This window comes from Sphingopyxis sp. GW821-FHT10B01, from assembly GCF_059415685.1.
The window spans coordinates 348499-362525 of sequence record NZ_JBWKNS010000005.1 but is presented as its reverse complement, the minus strand read 5'-3'; the positions used below and the strand labels follow the sequence as shown (position 1 = coordinate 362525).

The 14027-nt window shown below is 60.8% G+C and carries 7 protein-coding genes; 3 read left to right on the top strand and 4 right to left on the bottom strand.

Annotation, left to right across the window (positions count from 1 at the left end):
• Positions 1-33 precede the first annotated feature (33 nt).
• A complete protein-coding gene (gene bla / locus AC07NV_RS17040) occupies positions 34-957 on the bottom strand; it encodes a class A beta-lactamase (protein WP_495167571.1) in 924 nt (307 codons plus the stop codon).
• Positions 958-1083: 126 nt separating this feature from the next.
• A complete protein-coding gene (locus tag AC07NV_RS17035; RefSeq protein WP_495167570.1) occupies positions 1084-3993 on the bottom strand; it encodes a TonB-dependent receptor domain-containing protein in 2910 nt (969 codons plus the stop codon).
• Between the two features lie 521 nt (positions 3994-4514).
• On the opposite strand from AC07NV_RS17035, the gene AC07NV_RS17030 reads away from it, so the two are divergent.
• Positions 4515-5924 (top strand): type III PLP-dependent enzyme domain-containing protein, encoded by a 1410-nt coding sequence (locus AC07NV_RS17030; RefSeq protein ID WP_495167569.1) that lies wholly within the window; start codon positions 4515-4517, stop codon positions 5922-5924.
• Between the two features lie 830 nt (positions 5925-6754).
• On the opposite strand, the gene AC07NV_RS17025 is transcribed toward AC07NV_RS17030, so the two are convergent.
• The gene (locus AC07NV_RS17025; RefSeq protein WP_495167568.1) at positions 6755-9331 is read right to left on the bottom strand and encodes a TonB-dependent receptor; all 2577 of its coding nucleotides are present in this window, start codon (positions 9329-9331) and stop codon (positions 6755-6757) included.
• Positions 9332-10692: 1361 nt separating this feature from the next.
• Positions 10693-11928, bottom strand: a complete 1236-nt coding sequence (locus AC07NV_RS17020) for a glycosyltransferase family 4 protein (protein WP_495167567.1) — start codon at positions 11926-11928, stop codon at positions 10693-10695.
• A 395-nt stretch (positions 11929-12323) separates the two neighbouring features.
• Between AC07NV_RS17020 and AC07NV_RS17015 the strand changes: the two genes are divergently transcribed.
• The gene (locus tag AC07NV_RS17015) at positions 12324-12932 is read left to right on the top strand and encodes an outer membrane protein (protein ID WP_495167566.1); all 609 of its coding nucleotides are present in this window, start codon (positions 12324-12326) and stop codon (positions 12930-12932) included.
• A gap of 256 nt (positions 12933-13188) precedes the next feature.
• Positions 13189-13875: a response regulator gene (locus tag AC07NV_RS17010; RefSeq protein WP_495167565.1), complete on the top strand. Its 687-nt coding sequence runs from the start codon at positions 13189-13191 to the stop codon at positions 13873-13875.
• The last annotated feature ends 152 nt before the right edge of the window (positions 13876-14027 follow it).

The following is a 14027-nucleotide window of genomic DNA, read 5'->3' as shown; positions in this document are numbered from 1 at the left end:
GGACTTGCCCCCGCGCCGGTTTGAGATGATGACTCAGACGCCGCCGAGTGTGAAATAATCATAGGCGGTGCGGGCGATGTCGGCGATCACGCGCTCTTGTATCGCGCTGCCCTTGGTGTCGCCCTTGATAAACACCGCGATCACGAACTTGCGGCCATCGGGCAAGGTCACCAAGCCGACATCGTTGGCGATACTGCTGATAGTGCCGGTCTTGTGCGCGACGACCGTTCCCAGCGGCAGCAAGCCTTTCAGCCGGTTCGCGCCGGTCTCACACCGCTCCATGATCTCCAGCAGGATCTTGGTACTGGCGGGGCTCAGCGCCTTGTTCGAATGTATCGCAAGCAATAGCTGCGCCATCGCCTCGGGCGTGCTGCTATCACGCGGGTCGGCATTGAACGCCGCGTTGGGTACGCGCTTCTCATCGCGCTCAGCCTTGGACGGGTCGGCCGCGAACGCAGCTTCGACGTTCTCGCTGAACGTGCCGGGCCCGGGCGTGATTTCCAACATCCGGTAAAGAAGGTGGGCGGTGTCAGCTTCGATCCTCTGATCCGTAATCCCGAGCTTGCGTAACCAAGCGGTCACCGCCGCCGGACCGCCGGCTTGGGCCGTCAGCACATCGGTGGCGCTATTATCGCTGCGCGTCAGCATCAACTCGAGCAAATTATAGACCGACAGGGATATGCCTGGGTGCGGCAGCTGCTCGGCGATTCCCGCCGAATTTACGATCATTGCCGGATCGACCGCGACCATCTGGTCGAGAGCAAGTTCACCGCGATCGATGCGCGCAAAGATTGCGCCAGCGACCGCAATCTTGAACGTACTCGCCATCGGGAACGTGACTCCCGAATTGAGCGTCGTGACCGGGCCACCGTCAGCGCGCTGAACCGCGACGCCGACCGTCCCATCGGTTTGCCTGGATAGGCGCGCGATCGCCGCCGCAAGCCGCTCGCGCGCCATGGCCGAATCTGTTGAACTTGCAGCGGGCGGCGCCTTCGCCAAGGCCGCAAGCGGCACGGCGCTGAGCGCGACCGCCGCCGCTAATGTGATCATATGAGCAAGGGAGCGCGTCATCGCAATAATCTCCTAGAAGTTGAAACGAACGCCGGCGGTAAATTGCCGCCCGATGACGTCAAACAGCTGGCGGGGCGCGGCATATTCGTCATAGCCGGTGATCGGCGGCATTTTGTTAAGCGCGTTCAAAATTGCCCCGAACACGGCCACCCGGCCCTCGCCGCCCGGCCGGTACACCGTAACTTCACCGGCAAGGTCGAGATAAAAGCGGCCATTAATCTTGTTTGGGCTGGTGATTGGCACCTGCGGCTTGTCTACGTCGATGTCGCGGGTGACGAGGCCGCCACTGACATAGCGGCCGGTCGCGCTCACCCGGAATGAGTCGTTGTTGAACTCCAGGATGGTCGAGGTGCGCAGCCGCGAGGTTCCGCTGGGGCCGTCGATCGCCACCTGCGCCATGTTACCTGCAAGTTTGGTGACGTCGCCCTGGGCCCCGATCAGGTCGAGCTTCATGAGATAGGTCGCCAGCTGCCGGATTGCGAACGTCCCGTTGGCAAGCGGAAAATTGTACGCGGCCTCAAAATCGAGCCCCTCTGTATTGATGCCAGCCACATTGGCAGGCGCCAGTAGGATATTCGTGATTCGACCCGGCGAGGTTCCGTTGGTGCTCGCCTCTCGCGTGATCAGCGAACAGATCGTGGCATTGCCGTTGAGACATTGATCGAGGATCGCGCCGGAACCGAGCGTAGAGATCGCCCCGTCGATTTTGATATTGTAATAGTCGAGTGACGCACGAACCCGAGGCGCGGGCGAAAGGACGATGCCTGCTGTAAACGTATCGGCCCTCTCCGGCTTCAAGTTGCGATTGCCGCCGGAAATCGTGGCCGCGGTGTAGGAATCGGGGGCAATCACGCCGTTGAGATTTGGCACTTGCCGGGCACGGTCGATGACGGTGAAGACGAGTGTCTGGCCCGCCGCGAACAATTCTTGCAGGTTGGGCGCGCGGATGTCGCGCGAACGTGTTGCGCGGAATCGAATAGCGTCGTTCAGCTCATAGTTGATACCGACCTTCCACGTTTCGACCTGGCCGGACGTTTTATAGTTCGTGATGCGGCCAGCGAGATCGAGCTCGAACCGCTTGCCGAGGCTGGAATCGGCAAAGATGGGCGCGAGGACCTCCCCGAATGCTTCCTTGACGACTTCCTCGCCGCTGAACGGCAGCGTGTTTCCGACGCGCAGGAACGTGCCGCCGCTCGGGGTCCGCGACGATGACAATGGATCCGACAGCACGTCCGTGCTGAATTTGCGCCAGTGGACGCCCGCGGCGACCGAAAATGGTCCGGCTGGGAGCTGGAACGGCTCCCCGCGAATGATCAGGTCCGCACTCTGTTGCGTTTGGTGCCAATCGCGAAGCGACGGCGCCAGAATATTGGCGATAGCCGCCGCTTGCTCACCCGGAGCGATCGGCCCGAACAGGTTGATCGGAATGCAACCGTTGCCAGGGTTGGTGATTGTCGTACGGCAGATCGGATCGACGACACCAAGGGTCGCCGGATTGTCGACCGCATCCACCGCATCACGCCAAGCCTGGGTAATGCGGGTGCCGGCGAAGATCGTCTTGTTACGGCTCTTCCCATACGCATAGGACAGGTCGTAGCTCCAGGTGTCGGAAAGGTCACCACGCACGCCGGCGATTGCGGTCCAGGCCCATGCTTTCTGGTCGAAATAACCGCGTCCATAGTCGTTCAGCGTGCGGCCCATCGTAAAGCCGGTTACGCCAGGGTTAGCGTCCAGGACGGTGCGGACCGCGGCCGGGATGAAGACATTGTCCCGCCGGATCGCGATCTGGTCGTTCCCGACGATGCTGTCACCGCGCAGCTTCGAGTGGCCGTAGGAGAAGCTGCCATACGCCGTTGCCGCCGGCGAGAACTCGAACTCGGCGCCGCCAAATGCCGCCCAACGCTTGTAAGGCTGCTCGAGCACGAGATCGCTGGTGCTGGCGACGCCGGTGCCGCCGTTCTGCGTGTTGCCCGCCTGCATCGTTCCGTAGTCAAACCGCCTCGTTTGGCCGCCGGCCAAGAATTCGGTGCCGACCAAGCCTGCCGGGTTACCACCAAGGACGCTATTGATGACACCGCCATAGGCGGAATCCGACAGGCGCGCGTTATCGACCAGAATATACGCGGTCTCGTTGTTAGTGAGCGTATGGGCCGGGTTGTTGATGACACTATGGTCAGCCCAAGGGCGACGCGAGACACGCGAGACACCTTTATTCTCTGCTATTTCCGCGCCGAGCAGCAAATGGCCGCGGTCGTCGCCGAACTTGGTGCCATAGGCGACCGATCCGAGATAATTCTTGTGGTCGCCGAAATCACTGACGCCATATTGCACGCTGCCACGCACGCCCTGCAGCTTGTGGTCGAGCCGGAAGTTGACCACCCCGGCCACAGCGTCCGAACCATATGCCGCAGAAGCGCCGCCGGTGACGACCTCGACGGATCCGATCACGGACTGCGGGATGATGTTGACGTTGACCACACCCTCCGGGCTCGACGGCACATAGCGCTTGCCGTCGATGAGAGTCAGCGTTCGCAGATATCCGAGCCCGCGTAGGTCGAGGTAATTGGCACCCGCAAGCTTTGACAAGTTGGTGGTCGCCGACGGTGTGACGCTGGGCTTGAGCGCTGGCAGCTGATTAAGAGCATCGGCTATATTGGGCGCACCAACGCGTTCAAGATCGGCAACACCGAGAACGGTCACTGGAGTAGGGGTATCAAATCCGGAGCGAGCAATCTGCGAACCGGTGACGATGATGTCCTCGGATCCCGCGTCAGTTCCATTGCTCGCAGCCCCCTGCGCGGCAGACCGTTCCTGTGCGAATGCATTCGAAATCGCGAGCGGCGACAACACCAGACCGCACGTGCCAAGAAGAACGCGTATGGCTTTCTGTCGGCCATTTTTCGGATTTTTGAAATTTTTCATTGATCACCCCTCCTAGTCCACAAGGTCCCTTGGCAGCGGCTTCTATTCCCCGTTATTTTTCACAATGTTTCATAATAGAAACATTACGTCAAGCCAGGGCTCGCTCAATTCGTGTTTGCAGGATTCGTGACGCCGTTGGATCGCCAAAAAAAATGCTGCAAAGCGGCGACTCAACAGCCATCGCGCCTATGATAGCGAGAGCGCAAAAACCCTGGGGTGAAGGCAAGCTGACACGACAATATATCGCCTCGATGGCCGAGACAGCCCCGTCGAAAACTTCCCACGCATGCCATCGCGAACGCTTGGCTCCGCCGTTCCGCCCCTGCGCTGACGACCGAAGCCAAAATCAATAAAATCAAGCATTCATAGCCAATTCTCCATTCGGAGAAAAAAGCGAATGATTCCAGCATATCCGGAGATTCAACACGCAGCTTACCCACCCTTTCCGTCGCCATTTTCACAAAGTTAAATACCTATAATAAGTTGATTTCTTGCCTATCTCTATTGGCCATCCCGTCAGATTGGCATTTTACGAAATTCAGATATTGAAAAAATTAATCGCGCGTGACATCACTCGGAACTTAATGGGAGCAGCAATGTCTATGAGGCATGACTGGGGGGAGAACGGAGGCAGCCGTTCCGGTGATTGTAAGGACGGCCAGCTGGACTGGCGGTTCAAAAGCTGGCCGGCAGGCGCCTCTCCGCAACCGACCGACGCTGTCGGCGCGGCGGGCTGGTCGATCCTGCGCGAGGATGTGATGCTACCGGCGGCTGTGCTCGATGCAGGGGCAATCCGCCACAATAGCGACTGGATGCGCCGCTTCACCGCCTTGGCCCAGGTCGGCATCGCGCCACATGGCAAGACGACCATGAGCCCGGAGCTGTTTAGCCTGCAAATAGCAGATGGCGCTTGGGGAATTACGGCTGCAACGGCCGCGCATCTGCGCATCTATCGCGAGCATGGCATCTCGCGGGTCATTTTCGCCAACCAGCTGATCGGCCGTCAGGCGATCGACTATGTCGTCGGCGAACTGCTCCGCGATCCCGCCTTCGACTTTTATTGCCTGGTCGACTCCATTGCCGCGATCGAGCGGCTGGAGGCTGGCGTCGCAGCTGGGCTGGCCAACAGCGGCCGCCGGGTACAGGTGCTGCTCGAACTCGGCATGCCTGGCGGTCGAACTGGCGTACGCAACGATGGCGAGGCGCTGCACATTGCCGAGCGAGCCGCCGCCTCCCCTCTCCTCAGCTTGCGCGGCGTCGAGGCGTTCGAAGGCATCGCCCAGGGTGATGGCGCCGCCGGAGAGACCGAGATGCGTAGCCTTCTCGGCCGCATGACCGGTGTTGCCGAGCGATGCCTCGAGCGCGGATTGTTCACCGGCCGGCCGGTGCTGACCGCGGGCGGGTCGTCGTTCTTCGACGTTGTCGCTGCGATGCTTAATCCGGCAACGACCGAAGACAGGTTTGAGGTCATCCTGCGCAGCGGCTGCTACCTCGTCCACGACAGCCACTTCTACGCGCGACTGGTAGAGAAGCTGATCGCCCGTTGCCCCGAAGCTGCGGGCTTGGGGGAAGGGCTTCGCTCGGCCCTCGAGGTCTGGGCCTACGTCCATTCGCGGCCGGAGCCGACCCGCGCGATCGCCGGCGTGGGCAAGCGCGACACATCAGCCGATGCAGCCCAACCGGTCCCGCTGCGCTGGTATCGTCCGAATAGCGAAATGACGGGCCCGCAACCCATGACGCCGGGCACTGCAGTCATCCGGCTTGACGACCAACATGCATATCTCGACATCCCCGAAGGTTCGCCGTTGCAGGTTGGCGACATGATCGCTTTCGGCGTATCCCATCCATGCACGACCTTTGACCGCTGGCCTTTCCTATATCTTGTCGACGAAGCGTTGGAGATCACCGGCGCGATCCGTACCTTTTTCTGATCCGACAGGAATAGGCGCCGCGTCGACCAGCGCCGGAAGCGGGCGCGATCGAATGGCTGCTGCTCAGGAAGGAATATTGTACCGCGACGGTTGACGGGTGCGTCGACCAGGACGGTCGGCAGATGCGACCCATACATGCGCGATGCCGTCAGCAACGTCGTTTGCGAGGATTTGGAGGCGCATCAGCGGTCTTGGCAGTTTCGACGTCAAGCAAACGCGTTGGATGGAGGGCGAACAGATTGACGAGGTGGAGCTCAAAAAGCTGACCCGCACTTTTGACGCAGTGGGCGTCATCGCCGAGAAAGGAAATAGAGAAACTCCCAGCGTGATCTGGATTGAACGCGCTCCTGAATAAGCGCGGAAGCACGAGGACCGATCCATCTCCTGCCGCCGAACTTGGCCGATTGCGGTCAGTCAGCTTGCGGCATCCCCGGCTATCCCGCCTGTTTCGCGAAGCTCAACGACTTTCCAATCCCTTTCCGAGTTGGGATCGTACAAGGTAGTGAATGGACAGAACCTCGCGATCTAGCCCGCAACCCCCACTTTCAGGGCTATACCGTCTTCCTCGTCAATCCGACTTCGCGGGGCCTACGGCACTGATGGCCGTGACCGGGTGGATGGTGCAGCCCGGCCTGTACGCTTCGTTTTGGCCGATTGCAGACTGGCTGCTCTTGGATCAAATAGCCAAAGAGCGGACATCCGGGGCTCGCCGGCTTTGGGTGTAGCCGCCAGCAAATCGCCATTCACGCCCGTGGCGTTGGTTGTCCGGACCGCAGTGGGCGGGTGCAAGTTACAGTCCGCCCACTACAAGTCGTCAGTTCGTCGGTCGATCAATAGGCGGCCGAGAAGGTCAGGAACCATTGCCGCGGCGCGATCGGATAAGCCGAATAGCTGTTCGTTGCCGAGCCGATCGAGAGCGTGGAGACACCCTTTTTGTCGGTGAGGTTCGTGACGTTCAATGACAATTCCGCCTTGCGCAGAGGAACAAGATTCTCGGGAATCTTCACCCCCAGACGCGCCGAGAGGAGGAAGTAGGATGAAACGCTCGCATCGTTGGTGAAAGTGCTGAACCGGCGGCCGACATAATCGCCGACAAGCTGCAGCTCGACCGGATCGACGTCGAGCGATGCCACCGTCTTGTTCATCCATTTCGGCGTTCCGGGGAGCTGCTTGCCGCAGGTCGGAATCACGCCGCCGACGACAAGAAAACCGCCGATGCAGGTGTCGGTCGCGGCACCGATACCGGCGGCCGTCGCCGTATAATCGCTCTGGTACTTCGAGAGATTATAGGAGACCGCATTGTAGAGCGAAAAGGTCCGGCCAAAGCGCAAGGTGAAGGCGGCGTCGACGCCGTCGGTTTTCACGTCACCCACATTGACCAGCGCTGACGTACCGCCGGTAATGCCGCTGCCGGCAATGCCGCCTGGATTGGTCGGGATAGCGAGCAAGCGGTTGCTGAAGTCGACATGATAATAGTTGATCTGCGCCTGGAGGCCGATGTCGCTGGCGAGGTCGCGCCGGATGCGCAGCCCCGCTTCATAGGTCCAGCTTGTCTCGGGCTTACCTTCATCGGCAAAGGCATCGAAGGCGGCCTGGCTACCGGTGAACCAGGGACCTCCGCCACCGGCCAGATAGGCCTGATACTGCCGCATATTCTTCTGGACGTTGAAATAGATCTCTTCATGCCCGTTGAAATCATAGGTCGCGCCGATCGCGGGCAGGAACCACTTCTTCGTGTTGATCTTGCCCTGCGGCAGCGCGGTGGTTCCGCCAAGCGAGCCCACGCGCGGCTGCACCGGGTACCAGCCGTTGGCCCATTGGGCGCTGGTCTTAAAGCCGGCCTGGACCAGAAGCTTGTCGGTCACCTGCCAGGTATCCTGAAGATGCAGTTGCAGCTGCTTGATCCGCGCTTCCCCCTGATATTGGGTGAACAGCGGTTGCGCGACGTCGAGCGGACGAATGTACGGCGTGCTCAGGCCCGGGTTGTCGACATCGACCGCGTACCAGCGACGCCATTGCGTCGTGCTGTTATGCTCGAACCAGCCGCCCAGTTCGATGCTGTGGTTGCCGATCTCGGCACTGACGGCGGATATGACGCCCCAGCGGTCGATCCGATATTCGGTGGTACGGGTAATCAGGCCCGACCCGCCCGTCGCGGCAACGAGCGCGGCACCGGCGGCGGCGGCTTGCTGATTGGTCAGCGCGGTGCACGCCGACGGACGCACACCGTTATTATTGGCGGTAAAGCGGCAGTTGGCAGGAAGCGTCGCATAAGCCGGATCGAGATAGGCTTGGGCGGTGGTGATCGACTGGCCGAGCGGGCCGGCCACGACGCCTGCGCCATCATTATGGTGGAAATAGCCCGTCGTCGACCAGGTGAGATTGTCGCCAAGTGGGGCGTCATAGCGGCCATAGGCAAGATAGTCGGTGCGCTGGGCATCCGAGTAATAGTTGCGATAATTGCTGCCTTCGGCCGCCGGTGAATTGCCGAGCGGACTCAGATAGCTCGTGCGGTAAAAGTCGAGCTCGGGATAGAAAAACGGCTTGGTGTAAGGCGTGTAGAGCTGGACCGGCGTAGCAGTGCCCCCGGCGGACGGCTTGAAGAAAACCGTCGCATCCTCGTTGGGCTGGGTCATGTCATTGTAGTCGAAATAGAGCGTGATCTTGCCAATGTCGCTGTCGTGGACGAATTTGGCATTGGCCTGCCATCCGCCCTGTTTGCCATTGAAGTCCCAGGCGCGAGCGCGCTGGCGAGCACCGGAGATATAGAGCGAATTGCCGCCCCCGAACTCCCCGCTGTCGATGCGGCCAAAGGTTCGCGAGGTGCCGTAACTCCCAATCGTCTGCCCCACCTGAACGCCGAAGCGGTCGAGCGGGTCGGACGAATAGGTTTCAACCGTACCGCCAAGATTGCTGTTCGACGGGGTCGCCAGATCGCCGGCGCCGGTCGATACGATGACGCGGCTCACATTCTCGGAGATCACGGCGCGCTGGGGCGACAGACCATTGTAATTGCCATAACTCTGATCACCGAGCGGAATGCCGTCCATCGTGTAGCCAAGCTGGTTCCCGGCAAAACCATGGATGAAGGTCTGCGCATTCTGCTCATTATAACCCCAGGGGTCGGCGGTGATGTAAAGGACGCCGGGGAGCGTCTGGATCGCCTTCAGCGGCGACACGCCGGGCAGAATCTTCTGAATTTCGACCTGCGGGATCTCGGTCGACGAACGGGTCGTTTTGGTGGCGGTGACTACGATCGTCCCGTTGTCCCCCGCCCCCTCGTTGGCGGGCGCGGCGGCGTCGCTATCGGCCGGGCCGGCCTGCGCAAAAGCGGGATTGGCGACAACAAGCGCGCCGGCGATGGCGAGCAGACTGGACGCGAGCAGTTTGGGAGAGCAACCGATCATAGTGGACCCCTGTTTTGATTTGGCTGATACCATCGCTGCGGAGCGCAACGACGAAGCGCCGCTACCCTGGGGCTGTTACAGTCAGGCGACATGGCCGATCGATTTGCGGCGGTGCCGAAGCGCGGCGAGCTCTGGCCGTTTGGAGACGTCTGCTTCTGGCGGGAAATTGAGAAAAGCGGACGATCACAGCGCGCCCTATGATAATGACCGCAATTGGACGTTCCCGTCTTAGAGGCATAGTGCCAAAAACGGCCTTTCAGGCGATCGTTTGGGGGGGAGCAGGTATGTCGAGACGAAAACAGGCTGCGCTTTCCATCGCAATCGTGGCGGGGCTTCTTACTGCCGGATGCGTTGGGTTGACCGGCAAACAAGCGCGCATCATAGGCCGCTATTGATATTTCTTGAGCCTCGAAACATGATCGACTTCGGTCGGTTCCCGACGATCCTAATATTGCGATTGCATGGGGCGCCTTGTCGCATCGTTGAGGTGTCGGGGGGTGGGAATCTCAACCTGATTCCATACGGTTGTCGCCGGACGAGGTTCGGCGATTGAGGCGCTGTGCATGAATGATCGGGGGCGATTGGCGTGCAAGTAAAACCACGAACTCAGGCAACTGTCGTCGCGAAGGCGAGAGCTTTCGCCGACCCGGCCGGCGAATGGCAATTGCGACAGGAAAATGTGGCATGATGACGCAGCGACCATTCGTGCTTTCGGCTGTTCTAGCTCCACTTGCGCTGCTCGTGACTGGCTGCGGGTCAACCGAGAAGTTTCGATACAAGATGACAGTGGAGGTTGAAACTCCTCAGGGCATAAAAACGGGCGATGCGGTTCGCGAAGTGACGCATTCTACGCCGCCGCCTATTCCTATGCTTGGTGAAAGCCGTCCTACTTGGTCGGTTGCAGGTGAGGCGGTTCGGGCCGCTTTGGGCAGCCCATATTGATGTCTGCTCACCACCGTTCCGGTCATCGAGGCCGATGGCGGACGCACCAGTCCCCGCAACGCCGACTCTTGGCCGCTAGCCGACAGGCCGCTTTCAGTTCGGAAGTGTCGAAAAGCGGACGCCGCGACATATCTGCGCTTGGCTGTGGCCCGCATAGGGCGCTGGGCGATAGCCGACATTGAGAACGCAGTTGCAGTCGATGACGTGAAACGACCATTTCGGGCGTGACCTGCCCCCCCTGAAATGTGACCGATTTTGAGTAGATTCCGACGGGTATTGCACTGCAACCTAACCTTGTATCACTTGAGCTGGCTTCACCGGGTGGGTTGGCCCGCAGGATCGTGGGCAAGCGGAAAACGTGTATCGCTTCATCGGGCACGGGATGAGCAGCGATCTGGACACACTTCCCGTGCGTTGGCTCACCGCCCTGACTCAAGGCATGCGCGATAAACCGAAACGACCGTTGAAAGCTGTGTTTGCCAGTTGTGAGACAGTGCGCTTTGCGCCGCCGCCATGCCAAGCGCCACCCGGGTATGGCGCGACAGGATGAGCTGCTCCAGTGCGTCGGCATAACTCTCTACGTCGTCGGCTTTCACCAGCAACCCCGAGGAGCCATGTTTGACCAAGGTTTCGGCGCTGTCGACCCGCGCGGAAACAATCGCGATACCCGACGCCATCGCTTCAAGATTCACATTGCCGAACGCCTCGGTAACTGACGGATTGACGAGCACATCCGCACTTGCGATCGCGGTACCAAGGCTTTCGCCCGAGAGATGACCAAGGAAATTCGCGTCGGGTAGCTGATTTGCGAACCATGTTCTGGCCGGTCCTTCGCCAACGATGGCCGGACGCAACCGGTAGCCGCGTTCCCGCACCGCCCGGATGACTTCGACGAAGAGTCCGATGCCTTTCTCTCGCACGAGACGTCCGAAGAAGAGGGGAACCACCTCGTCATGCGTGTAGCCCAGATCGCCGCGCCACACCGTGCTGCGCCGCCAGGGATTAAACTGGTCATGATCGACGCCTCGGCCCCATATCGTGACGCGCCCGTTTAGCCCTTTCCGCCCGAGCGCATCGGCGATTGGCCTGGTCGGCGCAAGCACATGGTCGCAATTCCGGTAGAAGTGATCGAGATACCGCTCCACCGGCTTCTTCAGCCGGCGCAAGCCATAATAGTCCAGATAGCTCTCGAAACGCGTGTGCAGGCTACTCACCACAGGTATCCCGTGTTCGCGTGCGAAACACTGGGCGCGCCAGCCCAGCCAGTCGGGTGCGGACAGGTGAACGATGTTTGGCGCGAACCTCTCGATGTCCGTTCTGACCTTCGACGGCAGACCAAGCGCGACACGATATTCCCCACGCCCCGGAATACCGATCGCGCGAACGGGCACCACATCGCCAGTCGAGTTGAACGCCGGTTCGGCTGCAACGGGCGAATAAATACGCACGGCAGCGCCTTCAGACAGCAGATGGTCGACGAGTCTGTTCAAAGCCTGGTTCGCGCCGTCGCGCACACAGTCATAGTTCCCCGAGAACAAGGCGACACGCAGTTCCTTCCCACGCGCCGCCAAGGCGGTCCGGATCGAGGGGCCGGGTGCATCTGTCGAGGAGAGCCTTGCGCCGCGCACGCAATTATCGGTTGCAGTCAACACCACTGTGATTTCTCCGTTTGAAGACCTCATTCTTGTCCCTTTGCGCTGGGCCAGCTTGGTAGAGACGATGTTCGTGAGCGGTGGAGATCCGGTGGAGCGAGGGCGAAAACCGGGAATGAGCCGCGCCTGTAATAGCGGTGCGAAGCTGCAGCTGCCCCGATGAGCGCCATTGCCGCGGCGAAGAGTGTCATGAAGACAGTCGCCAATGCCGTGTGGAGAGCGAGTGGATTTTGGCTGCGCTTTTCCCAGAGGCCCGTCGCGACGCCCAGGCCCGACCCCGCATGCCGGAAACCGCCGGCTCGACCCAGCGTCATCACAGCCTCCACCGAAACTCGATAAACGCGCCCCAAATGAGTCCTGTCGGTCCGGTCTGGATCGCAGTATTTTGGAGTAAATCGATGAAAACCAGACTTCTTCTTTGCGGGCTAGCGCTTTTCGCGGCCGAAGCCGCGCATGCCGAAACCCCCGCAGAAAATGCCTTTGACGGCTTCAAGATCGGTGCTTCCGTCGGTCGCAATCGCACGAGCGTCGAACAGCCGGTCGCCGGCGAAACCGCAAAGCTCGACCTGGCCAAAAAGGGCGTCGATTGGCGCGGCTATGTCGGATACGACGTGCAGACCGACAGCAACATCGTACTCGGCGCCGAACTCGGCTTCGGCGGCGGCGGCAAGAGCCTCAGCCAGAAGGTTGGTGCCACCAACGTCAAGCTGGATCCGGGCCACACGTTCGATGCATCGGGCCGTCTCGGCTACGCGCTTGGCAATTCGATCCTCGTCTTCGGCAAGGCCGGCTGGGCCTGGCAGAATTTCGATGTGACCGCGACATCGACAAAGATCGGCGCCAAGCCCGTCGAAAGCAAGATCGAGGAGAACGGTTTTCTGTTCGGCGGCGGTGCCGAAATCGCATTCGGCCCGGCGTTTGCCGTTCGCGCCGAATATGACCAGGTCAAGTTCAACGAGAATTTGAAACGCAGCCGTATCATGCTCGGCGGTGTGCTGCGCTTCTGAGACGCCGCCGTTTCGCGTTTATGAACGCGAAACGGCCGCCAGGCAGGCCGGGTTGAGGCTTGCCCGATATCCGCGCCGGGACGCTCCTTCCCCCTCCCCCTCCCCCTCGTCCCGGCGCCGGATCGGCAGCGCCCCCGGCATGCACGGCGAAACCCGCCGGAAATGTGCCCCGAAGTGGCGTACCTCCATCAAATCTCCACAATTTGTTCGCTTAGTCTCGACCTTCGGGTCGTGGAGCGATCCAAAGGAGCCGAATATGGAAAGTGCATTGGTGCTGATCGTCGAAGACGAACCCGAGATCGCGGCGATCCTAGATGCCTATTTCACGCGCGACGGGTTTCGCACGGTAACGGCCTGCGACGGAGAGATCGCGCTGCAGCATCATTTGCGGCTTGCCCCCGACCTGCTGGTTCTCGACGTCAAACTGCCCAAGGCGGACGGTTTTGCCGTGCTGGCCGAGATCCGGCGGCGCGGCGGAACGCCGGTGATCATGGCGACCGCGCTCGCCGAGGATCTCGACAAATTGTCGGCATTGAGGCTGGGTGCCGACGATTATGTCGTGAAGCCATTCAATCCACTCGAGGTCGTGGAGCGCGCAAAGGCAATCCTTCGCCGTGGCCGGATGAGCCATGACGCACCCGTACGGCACGGCCCGCTTGAGCTCGATGCCGCCGCGCATACGGCCCATGTGCGGGCGAACGACGGACGCGAGCGTCTCAACCTGACCAGCACCGAGTTCAAACTGCTCGCGCATATGATGCGTACGCCGACCAAGGCCTTTTCGCGCGGCGAGTTGCTCGATGCCTGCATGCCCGAAAGCGATGCGCTCGAACGCACGGTCGACAGCCATGTGAGCAATTTGCGTCGCAAGCTACAAATGGCCGGCGCCGACCATATGCTCGGCGGCGTTCGGGGCATCGGCTATCGCCTGCTTCCGCCGTGAGCGCTGCCGCCTTTCAGGCGTTTGTGGCGGCCGATGGCTTCGCTCGCGCTTTCCGTCGATTTTTGCGAGGAGCGAAACCGGAGCGCTCGTCAGGCGCCGCGATACACCCGGCAAAAACCGGCGCGTGCGGCGTATGACACTGCCGCAAGGTT

Bases quoted from the DNA above. Each gene is read 5' to 3' on its own strand.
- bla (WP_495167571.1), bottom strand. From the start codon at position 957: ATGGCGCGCGAGCGGCTTGCGGCGGCGATCGCGCGCCTATCCAGGCAA.
- AC07NV_RS17035 (WP_495167570.1), bottom strand. From the start codon at position 3,993: ATGAAAAATTTCAAAAATCCGAAAAATGGCCGACAGAAAGCCATACGC.
- AC07NV_RS17025 (WP_495167568.1), bottom strand. From the start codon at position 9,331: ATGATCGGTTGCTCTCCCAAACTGCTCGCGTCCAGTCTGCTCGCCATC.
- AC07NV_RS17015 (WP_495167566.1), top strand. From the start codon at position 12,324: ATGAAAACCAGACTTCTTCTTTGCGGGCTAGCGCTTTTCGCGGCCGAA.
- AC07NV_RS17010 (WP_495167565.1), top strand. From the start codon at position 13,189: ATGGAAAGTGCATTGGTGCTGATCGTCGAAGACGAACCCGAGATCGCG.